Here is a 19,067-nt window from a genome sequence, read left to right as displayed (position 1 = left end):
TATTACACTTTTTCAAGAATAATATTAGGTCAAGGAAATTTCTATAGATAATAGATACACATAGAAATTAGCCAATAAGTTTAATATATCGAATAGATTACTTTGCATAATATCCTGTTATTGGGTATAATGTTCTAGGTAAAATGGAGGCAGTATGCCAAAAATAAGAAAATCATGGCGAGTTATGCCAGAAAATATTCCTTTAAAAAAAGAATTAAGTAATAGTCTGGGAATATCAGATATAATTGCACAAGTACTTGTTAATCGCGGTATAATGGATAAAAGTATTGCTGAGGAATTTTTATTTGGTGGGCAAGAAAAATTGGGTGATCCTTATTTACTAAAAGACATGGAAAAAGCTGTTAGCCGTATTGTGCAAGCCATTACAAATCAGCAAAAAATGATTGTATATGGGGATTATGATGTTGATGGTATGACATCAAGTGCACTAATATATAAGGTATTTACTAAATTAGGGGGAAATATTCAATATTATATTCCTGAAAGGCAAAGTGAAGGATATGGTTTAAATAGTGTTGCACTGGAAACGTTGATTGCCAGTGGAACGGAACTTCTAATTACAGTGGATTGTGGTATTAGTGCTATTGATGAAGTTAAGGCCGTTGCTAATCGATTAGATATTATTATTACGGATCATCACGAGCCAGCACAATATTTGCCAGTCGCTCATGCCATTATTAATCCAAAACAGAGAGAGTGTTCCTATCCTGAAAAAAACTTGGCGGGAGTGGGCGTAGCTTTTAAGTTATGCCAGGCACTGTGGCAATATTATTATGATAACGATGAAAAACTATTAGAATATCTAGATATAGTAGCCGTTGGAACGGTTGCTGATATTGTTTCCATAACTGGAGAAAATCGTATATTAGTAAAATTAGGCCTAACTGAAATTGCTAAAACAAAAAATATCGGTTTAAAAGAACTAATGGAAGTTTGTAGAATTGATGCCAATAAAATTGATACAGGTAAGATCGGTTTTGCAATTGCGCCACGTCTAAATGCTGCTGGTCGTATTAGTAGGGCAGACTATGGCGTCGAGTTGCTAATTACGGAGGAGGTAGAACGAGCAAAGGAGTTGGCGCTTTATTTAGAAGGAGAGAATTCTCAGCGTCAAGTGGTAGAAAAGAATATTCAAGCAGCTGCAGAAGATTTTATAGCGCAGATAGATTTGAATGTTACTAAAGTGTTAGTAGTAGTAGGAGAAGACTGGCATTCGGGAGTCATTGGTATTGTAGCTTCTCGATTAGTAGAAAGATATTATCGTCCTGTTATAATGGTTAGTATACGCGATGGCATTGGAAAGGCATCTTGTCGGAGTATCCCTGCTTTTGATATATATGATGCATTAAGTCAATGTTCTGATATATTGTTGCAGTTTGGCGGACATCACCAAGCAGCAGGTTTAAGCATACTACCTGAGCATATTGAGGAACTCAGAGCACGGTTAAATCAAATTGCGAATACTACACTCTCACAAGCCGATTATATACCAGTATTAACTATTGATTCTTTAGTTTCGTTAAATGAAATTAATGCAAATTTTTTAGAACAGTTAAGTTGCCTTGAACCTTACGGTATGGGGAATCAAAGCCCTATATTCGCTTGTAAATCAGTTGAAGTTAAGGACATTCGTACGATCGGTCAGGAAGCAAGACACTTAAAATTGAAAGTGAGTCAAGAAAATATTACGAATGATGTTGTTGCTTGGCAAATGGGAGGATTAGCTGAAAATTTACAGGATAAAGAAAAGGTAGAATTAGCATTTTTCCCTGAATTTAATGAGTGGCAAGGCAAACGGAAAATTCAATTGCGTGCTTTTGATGTAAAACAAGTAGAGCTGACAGATTTAGAACGATTGTATCTGCTGCACAAGAATGATGCAAAACTAAGAAATTATTCACCCGAATGTTTTTTGTATGCTGACAAGGTGATTTCTGCTGCTAATGAAAAGCAACAAGACAATTGGGTTTTAAAAGATGTTCGGCATATAGCTGACAAATTTTCGTATCTACTGGATGTAGTTAAGCAACAAGAAAAAACCTTAATATTTGTAAATACACCCTATGAAGCCTTTACTTTGGCAGCAAGATTAAGAGAATGCCTCCCAAGTTATAAAGACCAAGTCGGATTTTATCATTCAGGATTGAATGAAGAGTGGAAAAATAAAGTTCAAGCTTGGTTTCGGGATGATATACTTAAGGTTATATTTACTACAACCTTGTTTATAAAAGAAGGTCTAAAATTTGATCATGTTGGACATACGATGTTATATAGTTTGCCCTTTACGATGCAAAGCTTTCTGCAACAATGTTGGGGTGGGATGAATACTACGCAAAGTCCCTATATCCATTTATTATTTAACAATGAGGATATTGCTAGTAATCACTTATTGTTGCAGCAAAAAAATCCTGAACGTATCGTTGTTGGACAAATTTATTTAGTGCTAAAACAAGTCAGATCTGAGGTAACAGATTCTCAAATAGTAGAACAAGTACGGAGTAAATATCAAGTTGCCATTTCAGAAGCTTCTGTTCGTACTGCTGTTAAAATTTTAGAAGAATTAGAGTTAATACAGTGCGTAATATCTGGAGTAGAAAGAGAAATATTGATATTGCCTACACCAAAAGAAAAACTTGACATTGAACAATCTACTACGTTTTGTCTAGGTATGAACCAAAACGATGAATTTGTGAAGTTTGCAGAAAAATTTATGAAATTATCAAGTAATGAATTGTTATTAGCAATTAAAGGTAATAATGTTTAGTAGGGAATGCATAATTTAGTTTTTTATTAGTGTTACTTATTATTAAGATTTTTCGTATTATATATTATATTAGGAGGTTTATTTATGAATTTCAAAGAAAAAATTAGAGTGGTACTTGATTTTCCTGAGAAAGGTATCCGTTTTAAAGATATTACTACCTTGCTAAAAGAGGGAGAGGTGTTTCATCAGGCAATTGATGCTTTGGCGGAACCCTTTAAAGATCAAGGCGTAGAATTAGTTGTAGGTCCAGAGGCTCGGGGTTTCGTAGTTGGAGCTCCAGTTGCTTACGCGCTAAAAGCAGGTTTTGTTCCTGTACGAAAACCAGGAAAATTGCCCGCTGAAACTCTGAAACATGAATATGACTTGGAATATGGTAAGGATTCTTTGGAAATACATAAAGATGCTATCACTCCAGGACAAAGAGTATTAATTGTTGATGATTTATTAGCTACTGGTGGTACTGTGCAAGCAACAGTTGCCATGGTTGAAGCGTTAGGCGGAGTTGTTGTCGGTCTTGTTTTCCTTATCGAATTATCTTATCTTGAAGGTCGTAAAAATTTAGCTAATTACAATATCATGTCTTTGTTAAAATATTAGGTGGAATACCGTGTATTGAGGTGTGCATATGGGCATTGAAACGCAGACCACTATTGAAGAAATTATAAAAAAAATACAATCCTATCAGCCTGATGCTCCCATAGAAATTGTCATACAAGCTTATGAACTTGCTGTTGATGCTCATAAAGGTCAAACTCGAGCTTCAGGTGAAGAATACATTTGTCATCCACTGGGAGTAGCGAGAATCCTAGCTGAACTACAAATTGATGCATTAACGATTAGTGCATCTTTACTGCATGATGTTGTAGAAGATACTGCTTTTTCCTTAGAAGAAATTGAAAAGTTATTTGGTAAAGAAATCGCTATGTTAGTGGATGGCGTGACAAAGCTAAGTCGCATCGAGTATAAGTCGAAAGAGGAACAACAATTAGAAAACTTTCGTAAAATGTTTTTGGCTATGGCAAGGGATATCCGTGTAGTTTTAATAAAATTAGCAGATCGTCTGCATAATATGCGAACCTTAAAACATATGCCTGAACACAAGCAGCGTAGAATTTCTCAGGAAACTCACGAGATCTTTGCGCCTCTGGCTCATCGTCTGGGAATATCCAATGTGAAATGGGAGCTAGAGGACTTGGCTTTTCGTTATTTAGAGCCAGAGAAATATTATGAACTTGTAGAAAAGGTTAAGCAAAAACGTCGTGAGCGAGAGCAAATTATTAATGAAGCTGTTAGAATTTTATCAGAACGCTTAGATGAAGTTGATATTAAAGCGGATATTCAAGGCCGTCCTAAACATTTTTATAGCATATATAAAAAAATGCTTAAAGGAAATAAGGATCTTAGTGAAATTTATGACTTGTCTGCTGTTCGTATTTTAGTAGATACCGTTAAAGATTGTTATGGTGCTTTAGGTGTTGTGCATACCTTATGGAAGCCCTTGCCACTTAGGTTTAAGGACTATATTGCGATGCCAAAGAGTAATATGTATCAATCGCTACATACAACTGTAATTGGAACAGAGGGACAACCACTGGAAATTCAAATTAGAACCATGGATATGCATCGTACCTCTGAATACGGAATTGCAGCTCATTGGCGATATAAAGAGGGCTCTAAGGGGGCCAATAAAGATTTTGATGAGAAATTAACCTGGCTGCGGCAATTATCAGAGTGGCAGCAAGATTTGCGAGATCCCCATGAGTTTATGGAAACTGTAAAGTTAGATATTTTCTCTGATGAAGTCTTTGTTTTTACACCCAAAGGGGATGTAATTGATTTACCTGCAGGTTCAATTCCAATTGATTTTGCTTATCGGATTCACACTGGGGTAGGAAATCGCTGTATTGGTGCTCGAATTAATGGTAAAATAGTCCCATTAGAAACTAAACTGGCAAATGGGGACATCGTTGAAATTATTACAACGAAAACCGGTAATGGACCAAGTAGAGATTGGCTAAATATTGTTGGATCCTCTGATACCAAGAATAAAATTCGTCAGTGGTTTAAAAAAGAGAAACGGGAAGAAAACATTATTAAGGGCCGAGAGATGCTCGAGAAAGAGAGCAAGAAACTAGGTTATGATTGGCGAGAAATAACCAAAGGTGAAAGATTATCTGAGGTAGGGAAAAAATTCAATATACAGACGGAAGAGGATTTGATGGCGGCATTGGGTTATGGGGGAGTGACAACCCATGGCATTATGACGAAGCTAATTGAAGCCTATAAAAAAGAATTACGCAGCACTACGTCTCCTGACGTATCAAAGCTATTGGCAAAGCTTAAACCGCACAATACTACTAGTAAATCAGGCCATGGTATTTTGGTTGAGGGAGAGTCGGGTCTAATGGTAAGATTAGCCAAATGCTGTAATCCTTTACCTGGAGATGCAATTATTGGCTATATTACTAGAGGACGTGGAGTTTCGGTACATCGGGCGGATTGTACTAATATTTTGGTTCAGCCAGAAGAATATGAGCGTATGATAGAAGTTGGCTGGGATTTGACTGTCGGGAATTTATATAAAGTAATTGTTGAAGTTATCGGTGTCGATCGTTCTGAATTGTTATCTGATATTTTAATGGTTACTTCTGAGAGTAAGATAAAAGTTAGTTCCGTTAATGCTAAAGTCATTAAAAATAATATGGGATCTATTACGCTAACGTTGGATCTTAGTAATTTGAATCAATTAGAACATATTATGACCAAGATGAGGCGAGTAAAAGATGTATATAGTGTGCATCGTGCTATGCCAAATTTAGGAGGCGTAGGATGAGGGCTGTTGTTCAACGTACACTACAATCAAATGTAACAGTGGAAAATAATAAGATTGCTGCAATCGGGCAAGGTTTAACAGTTTTATTAGGTGTAGGACATGAAGATACGGAGCAAGATTCTTACTATTTGGCAGAAAAAATTATAAATTTACGAATTTTTTCCGATATTAGTGGTAAAATGAATTTATCACTATTGGATATAAATGGTGAACTATTAGTAGTATCTCAGTTTACCCTATTTGCCGATTGTCGTAAGGGGCGCAGGCCTAGCTTTGATGGTGCAGCCCCTCCTGAGCTCGCTCAAAAGTTATATGAAGTATTTATTGAAAAATGTAAGCAGTTAGGTATAAAAGTTGCTTGTGGAAAATTTCAATCCGAAATGTTAGTAGCACTGGATAACCATGGGCCAGTAACAATGCTCCTTGATAGCAAACGTATTTTTTAGGAGGTGGAGAAAATGAAAATAATAAAGTTAGAAGTAGGAAACCTCGGCGCTAATTGCTATATTGTATATTGCGAGAAAACTTTAAATGGCGCAGTGATTGATCCCGGCGGCAATGCGCAAGATATTATTCGTGTTATTAATCAAGAAAACATAAAAATAGTATCGATCATAAATACTCACGGGCATGCTGATCATATTGGAGATAATGATAGAATAAAAGAGCATACTGGCGCACCCGTTATGATTCATAAAGAAGATGCAGGCATGTTAATAAGTTCCCAAGGAAATTTGTCCATGTATATCGGTAGTAATCTTATATGTCAAGCTGCGGATGTCTTGCTAAGTGATGGCCAAAAAATTATGGTGGGTGAACTAGAATTTCAGGTTATACATACTCCAGGTCACACACCTGGTGGAATTTGTCTTAAGGTCAATGATGTGGTATTTAGTGGTGACACCTTGTTTCAACAATCCATTGGTAGATCTGATTTTCCTGGCGGATCACATAATCAGCTAGTGAATAGTATAAAAGAGCGATTGTTAGTGCTTGCAGACGAGACTACGATTTTGCCTGGTCATGGGGGCGAAACAACGATTATCAACGAGCGTCAAAATAATCCTTTTTTGCAGTAACTTCATAAAAAATGAGGGAATACAATGTCATTTAAATCATATGATACATGGTTTAAAATAAGTATCTTATTATTAGGGTTTTATGTAATTGTTAAAGTGACGCCAATTTATTTTCCCATCATTATTGCCATGGTTTTGGCTTTTATATTAAATCCATTGGTAAGTTACATATCCAGTATTGGACTTGGCGGGAAAAAGCTATATATTGGACGTAGTATAGCAGTGTTATGTGCATTTTTCCTAACAACATTTTTATTACTAATCATGGGGACCTTTGTTTTGTTACCATTTATACATGAGTTTGATAAGTTTATTGTAGATTTACCTGGATTAATCCTAAAAGTCCAAGAAATGATTATAGAAATTCAACAACGTGCCAGTGTATTGGATTTGCCTGCTAATATTAACACTCTAATCGATCAGACGATTGCAAGTGCCGCTTCATTTTCAGCAGATTTAGCTAGGCGTATCTTGCAAGCCTTTTTCGGCTTTGCATCGAGTATTGTCGAACTTGTGGTAGTACCAGTCTTAACCTACTATTTTTTAAAAGACTGGAGTGTCTTGAAAGATAAAATTATAACCATGTTCACCGTAGAATCACGTGGAAAAGTACGTAAAATCATTGAAGAAATGGCGACTGTTATTAGTGCTTATATTCGGGGACAAGTATTGATTAGCATTGTTATTGGAGTGTTTGTTTTTAGTGGCATGTATCTACTAGAGGTAGATTATCCACTAGTGTTAGGACTTCTCGCTGCCTGCACAGAAACAATCCCGATTGTTGGTCCTATAATCGGATCTGTACCTGCCATTATGCTTGCATATTTAACTTCACCAGCGTTGGCATTTAAGGTCGTCATATTTTATATTATTGTTCATCAAGTTGAAAACCAAATTGTAGTACCTAATATTATGGGACATACTATTGATTTACATCCTGTCATTATAATTATTAGTCTGTTGATTGGTGGTCAATTGTGGGGGATTATTGGTATGATGCTAGCTGTTCCGGCGGCAGCACTGTTAAGAGTATTGATTAGACAGTTATGGATTACAAATGAAAGATAGGTGAAAATAATGGCAATTGATATGGGAGATATTAGGGAGAAATTTCAAGAAAAGCAATACAAGTTAACACCACAGCGTAAAATAATTTTAGAGGCTTTCGTAGATCATCAAGATGAACATTTAAGTGCAGAAGATGTACATACCATTGTTCGCCAACATTCTTCGGAGATTGGTCTTGCTACTGTATATCGTACATTAGAACTATTTAGTGAATTAGAAGTTTTGCAGAAAATGGATTTTGGCGATGGACGTAGTCGTTATGAAATCAATGAGAAAACCACACCGCATCATCATCATCACTTAATATGTTTGACTTGCAATAAGGTAAAAGAATTTGAAGATGATTTATTGGAGACATTGGAAACTGTGATTTCTCGCAAAAGTAATTTTTTAATTGTTGATCATCAGGTAAAATTTTATGGATACTGTCAAGAGTGTCAGAAAAAAAATGAAGGCTAATTAGGCTAATATATGGAGAAAAAGTTAAAACATATTTAAAATTATACAGTATTATGGTAATATGTTTACAACTATACATATTATTAATACTATAATGAACAATTTGGCAATATGTCTTAGTAAGGTTTAAGAAACTTAAGGGAAGATAATTTGCTGATTCATAAGGGGGAAAATTATGTTGGTAACAGGTCCACGGGGGACTAAAGATATATTGCCTGCAGCTAGTAGTAATTGGCAATATATTGAAAAAACAGTGCGTGACATTTGCCGCCTATACCTATATAAAGAAATTCGTACTCCAGTTTTTGAACATACGGAATTATTTCTGCGTGGTATTGGGGAGACAACTGACATTGTAGAAAAAGAAATGTATACTTTTACAGATAGAGGAGAACGTAGTCTTACATTAAGGCCTGAAAATACAGCAGCAGTAGTACGTTCTTTTTTAGAGAATAAACTCTATGCGGAAACGTTGCTTAATAAGCTATTTTACATAGGTCCTATGTTTCGCTACGACCGCCCCCAAGCCGGTAGATATCGGCAATTTCATCAATTTGGTATTGAAGCTTTAGGTTCAAAAGGACCTGCTATTGATGCTGAAGTTATTATGTTAGCGGTACAGCTATTGAAAAAATTAGGACTTGATGACTTACACTTATATTTGAATTCTGTAGGTTGTCCTGAGTGTCGTCCTGTATATCGTGAAAAATTGCAAAGCTATTTACAGGAAAAAACATCCAATTTGTGTACAGACTGTCAATCTCGCTTTGATCGCAACCCTATGCGTATTCTTGACTGCAAAAAAGAAAAATGCGCTGAACAGTCTCAGGGAGCTCCCCAAATCGTTGATTGTTTATGTGATGAGTGTAGTGAGCATTTCAGTCAATTAAAAGAATTACTAACACTTGCTGGGGTTGAATTTACACTAAATCCACGTTTGGTTCGTGGCTTGGATTATTACACTAAAACTGCTTTTGAAATTCAATACGCACCGCTCGGGGCACAAAGTGCTGTATGTGGTGGTGGTCGGTATGATGGTTTAGTGGCAGAATGTGGGGGACCTTCTACACCAGGGATTGGTTTTGCAGTTGGTATAGAAAGAATCCTACTGGCTTTAGAAAAACAAAATTTGTTGCCCGAGGCAGCTAATGCGATTGACGTATTTATTGCTCCTATGGGGACTGCTATGCAAGGTATGGCATTTGCCTTATTGTGTAATTTACGAGAAAATAGTATAACTGCTGAGATGGATTTTATGGAAAAAGGTATAAAGTGGCAAATGAAACAAGCGAATAAATACCCAGCTCGTTTTGTCGCGATTATCGGGGAAGATGAAGCGGCACAAGGAAAGGTCATGTTGAAAAATATGCAAACGGGTGTGCAGGAACTTGTGGATGTGAATGAAATACAACAAAAGATACAATTAGATATGGAGGATTAAGATGGAAACAATGGTAGGTTTAAAAAGAACACATTCGTGTGAGTGCTTAAATAAACAAAATGTAGGCCAGGAAGTAACACTGTGTGGCTGGGTGGCACGACGTCGTGATCACGGCGGACTTATTTTTATTGATTTACGTGATCGCTCTGGTTTTGTACAAGTTGTCTTTTCTCAAGATGTGGATATAGACTCTTTCAAAAAGGCCGAAACGGTTCGTTCAGAATTTGTATTGGCTGTAAAGGGTATCGTTAAATTGCGGGATGATTCTACGGTTAATCCCAATATGGCAACAGGGGAAATTGAAGTTTATGCGTCGGAACTTAGAATCTTGAATGCTGCTAAAACTCCGCCTTTTTATATACAAGATAATATTGATGTTGATGAGACGTTACGGCTAAAATATCGTTATTTGGACTTACGTCGTCCAGAAATGCAACGGAATTTGATGCTTAGGCACCGTGTAACAAAAAGCATGCGAGACTTTTTTGATAATAATGGATTCATGGAAATTGAAACACCTGTTCTTATGAAAAGTTCGCCAGAAGGGGCTAGAGATTATTTAGTTCCCAGTCGTGTAAATTCCGGCAAATTTTATGCGTTGCCTCAATCTCCCCAGATTTTTAAACAGATGCTAATGGTTGCGGGTATGGAACGTTATTTCCAGATTGCACGCTGCTTCCGCGATGAAGACTTAAGAGCCGATCGTCAACCTGAATTTACACAACTTGATATTGAAATGTCTTTTGTTGATCGTGAAGAACTTTTACCGATGATGGAAGAGATGACGGCTCAATTATTTAAAGAGGCAATTGGCGCTGAACTACAGACACCTTTTTTACGCTTGAGTTATGATGATGCAATGAATCGTTTTGGTTCTGACAAGCCTGATGTGCGCTTTGCCATGGAACTTGTTGATCTTTCAGATGCTGTCCAAGGATCAAATTTTAAAGTTTTTGAAACCGTATTAGCAAATGGCGGTCAGGTAAAAGCCATAAATGTAAAAGGTTATGCTCATGCTCCAAGACGTGAACTTGATGGTCTAATTGAGTATGTTTCTATTTATGGTGCTAAAGGGTTGGCTTGGATTAGTTATACTGCTGATGGTATTAAGTCTGCCATTACTAAATTTTTATCCGATGATATTATGGAAAAAATAGCTAAAACTGCCGAAATAGAAACAGGTGATCTATTGCTTATCGTTGCAGATAAGCCATCTATAGTTGCTAATGCATTAGGACAATTGAGATTAGAAATGGCTCGTCGTCTTAATTTAATTGATGAGGATAAACTATCCTTTTTATGGGTTGTTGACTTTCCAATGTTTGAGCACGATGAAGAAGAAAATCGTTGGGTTGCAATGCATCATCCTTTTACTTCACCAAGAGAAGAAGATATACAATATTTAGAGAGCGATCCTGGTCGTATTAAGGCGAAAGCCTATGATATGGTACTCAATGGTACTGAAATTGGCGGCGGTAGTATGAGAATCTATAATCGCGAATTACAAGAGCGAGTTTTTACAGCGATTGGTCTATCCCAAGAAGAAGCAGTGGCTAAATTCGGTTATATGTTAGAGGCATTTGAATTTGGTACGCCACCGCACGGTGGAATCGCCTTTGGATTAGATCGACTTATTATGTTAATGGCCAAACGATCTTCTATCCGTGATGTAATTGCTTTTCCAAAAAACCAAAGCGCTACAGACGTTATGACGCAAGCTCCATCTGAGGTGGATGCGAAGCAGCTACGAGAGTTATCTATAAAAACAACTGTTGTGGCAAAGGTAAAGGTATAATGTGAAATAAGTAGGAGAGTACCCGTCTTTGGCAGGTACTCTCCTACTAGTAAAAAATCACTCAAAGTGAGTATTTCTTTTATATTATGGAGAAAAAATAAAACCACCTCAGTAGGTGGTTTTATTTTGCGATTAGACTTTCATTTATATGTACACGCTTGTCCAATTTTTGAATATCTTCCCAAGCATAACGCAAGTCTTTTTTTATAGCACTAGTGTCTTTCTTTAAGGTGGTGGTATCTTTACGAATCGCTAGCACATCACCTTTAAGATTGGAAACATCACTACTTAAACTAAGAAGATCATCTTGTAAGTTCTCGATTCTATCATGAATTGATGCTTGTCCTTCAGCTAAAGTGCTGAGTTGTCGATCGATTCTGTCAAAACGATCAGTAATTTGTTTTTGTCCTGCGAGAAGTTGCTGAAGGAATTCATTCATCGTTTATTTACCCTACCTTTAACAATAAGTCCATAATAATTTTTTAAAATACAGGATATCACAAGTTCTTATATAAAGTATAATAAAAGGTAGATATAAAGTCAAAGGGAAATATTTAATGGCGTATTTTGATGGAAAAAGGTAATTAATGGATATTTAAAGAGAAGGTGATAACATGGACTTATTTGCATATTCCAACCAAGAAGAAAATAATCAAACAGCTCCTTTAGCAGTACGGATGCGCCCTAGGAATTTAGACGAATTTATTGGGCAAAATGAGGTTATTGGTAAAGATAAATTTCTGAGAAAGATGATTGATGGTGACAATCTTCCATCGATTATTTTATTTGGCCCACCTGGTACAGGTTATCAGTACTAATAGAGTTTATTTATTCAAAGTTGGAATAAAAGCTGCTAAAGAAGGGCTTAAAAGGTTTTAGTTGTGCGTATAGGGATACTCATTTTTAACTACGCAAGTAAGTTTATAGATACTAAAATTAAAATGGAAATTACTAAGGCTTTTTGAGATAACTACTCATAAGCCTTTTATTAATTCAGGTAATCTTATAATAAAGGAATAATTTGCATTATATTGAAAGATATACATTATAAAATCAGTATATTATGTACGCAGTATTAAAAATATTGTTTAATCTGTAAGTGGTGCAGTATGTTTGGGTCTTCGATTATTTTATTCTAATGAGTAGCTACGCAGGAGGAAGAGATGGAATCTAAGAGTATAATCAACAAAGAAATAATTGAAGTAGTCAATAAGCCAATAAAAGGGCTACATTTTGCTTGGAATGTAGATGATGGGGAAGGTAATCCCGTAACGAGGATGTTGTTTGATCCATCTGGTAAACCAGTAATAGAGGTATGGGATTACCTTGAGGAAATCCGGAGTAGGCAAACAAATAGATATAGTACTTTAAGTCGAATTTGCTATGATCTATGCCATTTTTATGATTACTTAATTGTAACAAAGTTTAAAATGGAGCATTTAAATAATAATGACTTTGCAAAATTTATAGATTATCTTCTGACGATTGACCCTGATGAGAAAAAAAGGCCAAATGATGCAATAGGAAAGAGTTTATTTAAACAGGTGCCAATACTTACTGCATATAAAAAAACGACATCCCAAAAGAATGTAATTATAGCGTTACGTGATGGTATAGGGTTAAAACCACCATCGATAGTGAGAATAACAAGAAGAGCATTACTCTACTTAGCTTGGTTAAAATTTAGATCTCCTTATCGGGCTAGATTTAACTTCATAGATTTAGATTCACTGGAAAGTTCAAATCAAACTTACAGTAAAAGAGTAGAGACGCAACATCAATACATATCTGAAAAGTGGAGTGGCTATCTAAAGGCAAAGGGCATAGTAATGCCTGGTAGAGAAATTCAACCAATAGATCGAGATAGAGTATTTTCTCAGGACGAACTAGGACAACTAGAAGACAATACAACAAATATTAGAGAAAAGCTTCTTTTCTTTATCATGAAAAAAGTGGGTATGAGAATTAGTGAGGCATTGTCTTTAAGATGGACAATTCTCCCTAAACGATGTAGAGGGACGAAGCGTTGGAATTTCGAAGAGATTAAAGGTGATATAATTTTAAAAGATGAGTATTGGAGTATTTGGATTAACCAACGAAAAAAAAATAAATCTTACTGGGTCTTTCTACCGAAGTACGAGACCCAAGAGTTTGAAAGGCTACTTGATAGATATTTACTTTGGCGAAGCAAACAAATAAAAAAAGAAGACAACGGATGGGTATTTGTTACTCGTAATAACGGTGAACGTTTGACCTATGAGGCAATTAGACAACAATTTCGCCGGATTAAAGTACGTGCAGGACTTAATCATCGCCATAAATTATCGTTGCATAGCTTTCGTCATTATAAAGTAACTTATGATACTAATGTATTAGGTATCCCGATTGCAATAACTGTACAGGATACAGGGCATTCAGTAGAAGTTGCTGAGAAAGTTTATCGCCATTATGACCCGAAAGCTAGAGTTACACTTATTGATGGGGTATATAATTATTTAGATGATAGTAGTGAGGAGTCTTGACATATTGAATAAAATAAATAAAGAAGAAGGAATCAAGAAGTTTGAAGATAGTTGCACTCTGAAAAAAATAGTGGAAATTACAGGAACTAATGATTCAGTATTAAGATATTGGATGAGAAACTTGCCCGAATTCCTTTATCCTACTGATGATGAAAGCCGAACTAAAAGATATAATTTTAAAGTAGTTGCTAACTTTATGGCAATATCCAAAATGCGTAATTTAACAACAAATTGCGTTAATCTAGCAAAAGCAAAAGAAATGTTGTTAAGTGAATATAATTTGACGGAGCTAGCAGAAGAAGTTAAGAGTATTGTTAGTGATGGAGATATTAATATCAGTTCAGGGCATTTGAGCCTTGCTAATTATATGCGTATAGTAAGTAAGGAGTTAAACGTAAAAACAGCAAGAAAATTTAACATGTACTATACTAAGATTACAGAGAAATGGCCGACAGTAGAGGATTGGCATAGATCTAAAGAAAAATCAATCCAATGGTTGCATTATGCTAGGTTTAGCGATCAATACTGGGTTGCCTGGAGTATCTTTACTGGAAATCCATTACCTTTGGACTTTCTTAAGTTTTTTGAGGTACAGGAAGCAATAAAATTTCTTAATTATGTTGGTGTGGATATCCATTCAATGGAAAAGAAATATAATAATAGAAAACATGTAAAAAACATTTGTGGAAATTTACTAAGAATAATGTTGATGACTGGTAAACATCATGTAGAAGACTTTACGATCGAAGATATTGATATGGCACGTGATCAAGGGATAATATCAAAGCACAACATTTATAAGTTCTATAATTATCTTTATGATTTAAAGATAATAGGTACAGATATACCTGAGACTATTTGGAGTGAAATTAGTTCTAGGATTTTTGCCCTTCCCAAAGACGACAGAGACCGAGTTATTGTGGAAATGATAGCACTCAAAAAGAATAAAGAATTTGCTGTTACAGAGGGAGGACACCTAAGTTGTAACGAGTTCATGGGTTGTGTTTGTTCTGAAATAAAAAGAATGAGTACTCGCTATTATGATACTAAAGGTCTATACAATTTTATCATTTCAACTTGGCCTACTGTGGAAGATTGGTTTAATTCAAAGGAGCGTACAAAGTATTATAATGAGATATTTTGTACTGATGTATACTGGGTAGTTTGGAGTTTGAGCAAGCGGAAACCATTGGAAGTTCAGTTTCTGAGACAGTTGAGAACTCAAAATATAAGGCGTTATCTCAAAGTATTAGGTATATTTCAGAATTTCGATGAAACTGAAAAAAAACTATTCGCAGAAGGTTGTAAATCTAATATTTTTTACCCAACTTTACTACGTCATTTATTATTAAGTGGGAAACGATTTGTGAATGATTTAACTCCAGAAGATGTTAATCGAGCTGAAAGTGAAGATATTGGGTGTACAACAACTGGATATTACTTGATACGTCTAGCACTATATTTACTTCAGATAACAAATATCCCTCCAATCACATTACATCATGCTGAAAAGAAACGTAAGAAAGACTCTCCAATACCGCTACTTTACCGCGATATAGGTAATAATTTTATTCAAGCGATGTCTAGACGAAGATTTAATCCCGAAACCAGACGAGAAAAAACATTACACTTAGGAACTTTCTTGAATTGGTGGGTGAGACTTCATTCAGACAATACTACCTTGCAGTCAATTAGTCGTAGAAATTGGCTAGATTATATTGAGTATATAACAGTTTTTAAAAAAGATGCGTCGCCTAAAACACAAGCACATTGGTTAAGTGCTATTCCCACTTTTTTTGAGTGGGGATGGACAGATTGTCCGGAAGACATGCCAAAACCGTTTGAAATTTCATCCGGTGATTACCAAGTCATATCCAGAAGCCACAAGACTAAAGGTAATAAAGCTTTTGATGATTCTCGACATGGTGATGTATTAATACGCTATATCATTAACCTTAAACCGGATACTATAGTAGGGAAAATGAAAAGAGCGGCTGCTATTATTCAAGCTACTTCTGGAGCGAGAGCAGGCGAAGTAGAAAGGTTACCTATAGATTCTTGGCGATTTGATGAAGAAGATAAAGTATATAAACTTATTCTTGTTACAATTGATAAGATGAATTACCGTTTTAGACCAATTCTCATTACAGAAGAAGGTAAAGAAGCTATTCGGGAGATTGAAATTATTCGAAGAGAGTTGGGAAATTTGGCTCCTAGATATGATCAGCGGATTAAAGAATCATACGTTCATCTCTTTGAGTATAGAGGCAGGCTTGTCTGCACTGCGTTTAACATGGAAAATTTTCTAAATGATTGCAAGATAGAGTGCGGGTTAGTAACGGAGGATGGAAATCCAGTAAAAGGAGGTACACATGCCTTTCGCCATCGATTCGGCAGAAGGGTATTTGAGATTGCCAAAGGCGACTTAAAGGTTGTTCAACATTTATTAGGGCATATCAGAATTTCGATGAGTGAGCATTATGTTACAGAAGATAAGGCACGGAGAAATGCTAGTTTAAGGGATGAAATCATACAGCGTAAGCTCACTGGTAGAGCAAAGGAGACTCTATTATGGCTTTTAGAACAAAATCTTACCATTCCAGCATATTTGGCTTGGCAAAGAGCAATGGATGGCGCTGGTACGCTTGGTGAACTGATCAAAATAGGACAAGCCAGGAACCTAGGTTACGGTTGGTGTATTAATCCGTGTGTTTACTTTAATAAATGTTTCGTTTGTCAAAATTTCCTTGCAGAAGAGGATCATATTCCTTATTTAAAAGAATTGCTGGTAGAGCATTTTCAGGAACTATCGTATGCTATTCACGTAAATAATGATGGTGATATCAATAAAGCAATGGAAAATACAAAGACACGTAGAACTTTCGCACATATAAATATTCTGGCTAAACAACTTGAAGAACTAGGTGTGTATCGGAAAGAGATAAATAAATTACTTGGCAGAGGAGAATAATGCCATGTGCCCAATTAGAGAGAAAGTTGCCAAAAGAAATAAGCCTGCTTTTGGACCACTTTATCAACACTTCACCGCAGAAGAAATAATTTGGATTGCTGAAAGTGCTGGAGTGGATTTGCATAAATTAAGTAAGAATGCGAAAAAACTCAAAAAAGAATTCCCTTTGTTGCAATGGATGGAGCCTGAAGTGATAAAGATTTATAAAGGAAAACAGGCTGAATTTCTTTTGATTTATATGGCTAATTATGGGAGAATCCATTTGCCCCTAGAGGTAACAATACTTGGGTTAACGGCAATGTCTGGCAATTGGCCTGAAGACCCAGATGCTTTGGTCAATAAAGAATTATTGGATAATATTCGAGATTTCGGCGTAAATAAAATGGATAGATCTCCTAATGAAATTGATCGACTAGAACAGGTTTTGATACAAATATTAATTTCAGTAGGAAGTCCACTGGATAAAACCGTACACCAGATAGATGAGATTGAAAAACGTTACCTAGATTTATATAAGAAAAATCCTAAGGATACCATTTATGCAATAAGAACAAGGCTACGCACATTACGAACATTACTAGCTCATATGGGTTATCCAGTAGAGGTGAATACTGAAAGAGGGAAAATCTTGACTTGGGGAAGAGCCGGCAAACCCACAAGACATAAGGATATTAATCAAGCAATGGAATATTGGGGTGCTGATGTCAAAATCAAGGAAGCCTATAAGACAACAGCAACAAAACTATCTCACGCTAGAGGTTTTATAAATTGGCTGATTGACGGATTTACGGAAATTACCACATTGGCGAATCTACAACGGAACCATATTCGTGCTTACTTACTTTATCTTGACGATTTTAAGAAAGATAGTGGCAAACATCTATCTGTAGCTACTATAAACCACAAAATGCAGCTATTAAATCAATGGTTTACATGGCTAAAACAACATCATCCCAATTTGATTACCCATAAAAAGCTAATTACAAGGCTTGACATGAGTAGTGAAGTAACATCTTGGCCTGAACGCATTAGTCAAACTGAAGCACGAACTTTATTTAAGATTATTGGTAATATAGACGAAACAAGGTGGTTTGCTGCAAAAATGGCTCTCATCTTAATGTCTTTAACTGGATTACGGATAAACTCAGTTCTTACTCTGGAATATGACTGCATGAAAGAAATTCCCCTTGGTTGGTCTCTTAAGGTATATAAACGTAAAGCTGAGAATTATGAAAAGGAATTACTACTTACGAAAGTATCGGCTAACTGTATTAAGCGACTGCAAGATGCTTTTAAGGATCATGTTGCACCTATATATTCGTTATATGATAAACGTTTGATTCGACGGTTATTTGTTGGGAAACAAGGGGCTAGCGTATTATGTACTAAAAACGTTAGTGATGCTTTTAAGGAAGCCCAGCTACAAGCAGGCATGGTCGACAAGGAGGGTGGGCCTCGTTTTACTCCACATGATCTTAGGCGAATTTACGCTTCTGCCTTACTTTCTCAAGGTGCAACGCCTGAAGAGATTGCTGCATTGATGATTCAACGCGATGTAGAAAGCTTGTTTCCATATGAGGTTAATAACACAAATGCAGTAAAAGTCTTTAAAAAGATGGCCGAGTCGAAAGTTCTTACGGGAGAGCTGGTGACAAATCTCGAAGAGGTAACTGGTGTATCACAAGCAGTTGATGATGTTTCACAATTGCTGTTTGACGTCGATGTTATGCAAAGGCAAATTACTAATTTGCGTTACAAATTGGAAAATAACGAAGAAAGTTTTCCATTAATGTATGGTACATGTGTTTGTGGTGCTGAAATTGATTGTGATGGCGATGATTTGACTTGTCTAGGGTGTGAAAAATATACAATTGATATCGGAAAGCTATCTCAAATAGAAAACTATTTACGAAAGGTTTTTAGGCAGAAGTGGGTAAAGGAGCGTGCAGGTATTGAAATGCCTATGCTTGAAATGCGCCTTGAAAGAGTTGCTAGACGTGTTTATGTAGAACAAGTTCAAATGAGTCTTGAACAGGCACTAAATCATTTAAAAAAGGTACAAGATGAGGTTACTCCACATCGTGGAAGACCTAAAAAAAAGGAGGGTTAACTTG

General features: G+C 36.0%; 14 protein-coding genes. 13 read left to right on the top strand and 1 reads right to left on the bottom strand.

Annotated elements, in window-relative coordinates:
• Positions 1-154 precede the first annotated feature (154 nt).
• From recJ to aspS, 9 genes are all read left to right on the top strand, one after another.
• Positions 155-2,785 carry a single-stranded-DNA-specific exonuclease RecJ gene (gene recJ / locus QSJ81_RS24535; RefSeq protein ID WP_285719952.1) on the top strand — a complete coding sequence of 877 codons (2,631 nt, stop codon included), beginning with the start codon at positions 155-157 and terminating at the stop codon, positions 2,783-2,785.
• Positions 2,786-2,869: 84 nt separating this feature from the next.
• Complete coding sequence (locus QSJ81_RS24530) at positions 2,870-3,382, top strand: adenine phosphoribosyltransferase (RefSeq protein ID WP_285719951.1); 513 nt, start codon at positions 2,870-2,872, stop codon at positions 3,380-3,382.
• A gap of 28 nt (positions 3,383-3,410) precedes the next feature.
• Positions 3,411-5,618: a RelA/SpoT family protein gene (locus tag QSJ81_RS24525; RefSeq protein WP_285719950.1), complete on the top strand. Its 2,208-nt coding sequence runs from the start codon at positions 3,411-3,413 to the stop codon at positions 5,616-5,618.
• Positions 5,615-6,064: a D-aminoacyl-tRNA deacylase gene (gene dtd / locus QSJ81_RS24520; protein WP_285719949.1), complete on the top strand. Its 450-nt coding sequence runs from the start codon at positions 5,615-5,617 to the stop codon at positions 6,062-6,064. Before QSJ81_RS24525 ends, dtd begins: the two co-directional genes overlap by 4 nt.
• 12 nt (positions 6,065-6,076) lie before the next feature.
• Positions 6,077-6,697, top strand: coding sequence for an MBL fold metallo-hydrolase (locus QSJ81_RS24515; protein ID WP_285719948.1), 621 nt, complete (start codon positions 6,077-6,079; stop codon positions 6,695-6,697).
• 24 nt (positions 6,698-6,721) lie between these two features.
• Entirely contained in the window at positions 6,722-7,765 is a 1,044-nt protein-coding gene (locus QSJ81_RS24510; RefSeq protein ID WP_285719947.1) for an AI-2E family transporter, read from the top strand.
• Positions 7,766-7,774: 9 nt separating this feature from the next.
• Entirely contained in the window at positions 7,775-8,224 is a 450-nt protein-coding gene (locus tag QSJ81_RS24505) for a Fur family transcriptional regulator (protein WP_285719946.1), read from the top strand.
• A 175-nt stretch (positions 8,225-8,399) separates the two neighbouring features.
• The gene (hisS, locus tag QSJ81_RS24500) at positions 8,400-9,665 is read left to right on the top strand and encodes a histidine--tRNA ligase (protein WP_285719945.1); all 1,266 of its coding nucleotides are present in this window, start codon (positions 8,400-8,402) and stop codon (positions 9,663-9,665) included.
• A gap of 1 nt (position 9,666) precedes the next feature.
• Positions 9,667-11,460 (top strand): aspartate--tRNA ligase, encoded by a 1,794-nt coding sequence (gene aspS, locus QSJ81_RS24495; protein WP_285719944.1) that lies wholly within the window; start codon positions 9,667-9,669, stop codon positions 11,458-11,460.
• 121 nt (positions 11,461-11,581) lie between these two features.
• Here the strand turns inward: aspS and QSJ81_RS24490 are convergent, their stop codons facing one another.
• Complete coding sequence (locus QSJ81_RS24490) at positions 11,582-11,899, bottom strand: hypothetical protein (RefSeq protein WP_285719943.1); 318 nt, start codon at positions 11,897-11,899, stop codon at positions 11,582-11,584.
• Positions 11,900-12,074: 175 nt separating this feature from the next.
• Here QSJ81_RS24490 and QSJ81_RS24485 point away from each other — a divergent pair, with 175 nt between their 5' ends.
• The 4 genes from QSJ81_RS24485 to QSJ81_RS24470 all read left to right on the top strand — a co-directional run bounded on the left by QSJ81_RS24485 (position 12,075) and on the right by QSJ81_RS24470 (position 19,063).
• Positions 12,075-12,278, top strand: coding sequence for a hypothetical protein (locus QSJ81_RS24485; protein WP_285719942.1), 204 nt, complete (start codon positions 12,075-12,077; stop codon positions 12,276-12,278).
• 345 nt (positions 12,279-12,623) lie between these two features.
• Positions 12,624-13,982, top strand: a complete 1,359-nt coding sequence (locus QSJ81_RS24480) for a tyrosine-type recombinase/integrase (protein WP_285719941.1) — start codon at positions 12,624-12,626, stop codon at positions 13,980-13,982.
• 4 nt (positions 13,983-13,986) lie between these two features.
• The gene (locus tag QSJ81_RS24475; RefSeq protein ID WP_285719940.1) at positions 13,987-16,953 is read left to right on the top strand and encodes a site-specific integrase; all 2,967 of its coding nucleotides are present in this window, start codon (positions 13,987-13,989) and stop codon (positions 16,951-16,953) included.
• Between the two features lie 4 nt (positions 16,954-16,957).
• The gene (locus QSJ81_RS24470; protein WP_285719939.1) at positions 16,958-19,063 is read left to right on the top strand and encodes a tyrosine-type recombinase/integrase; all 2,106 of its coding nucleotides are present in this window, start codon (positions 16,958-16,960) and stop codon (positions 19,061-19,063) included.
• The last annotated feature ends 4 nt before the right edge of the window (positions 19,064-19,067 follow it).

Source organism: Pelosinus sp. IPA-1, from assembly GCF_030269905.1.
Lineage (GTDB): Bacteria > Bacillota > Negativicutes > DSM-13327 > DSM-13327 > Pelosinus.
Note: the sequence above shows the minus strand (reverse complement) of the source record. Positions and strands in the feature narration are given on the sequence as shown.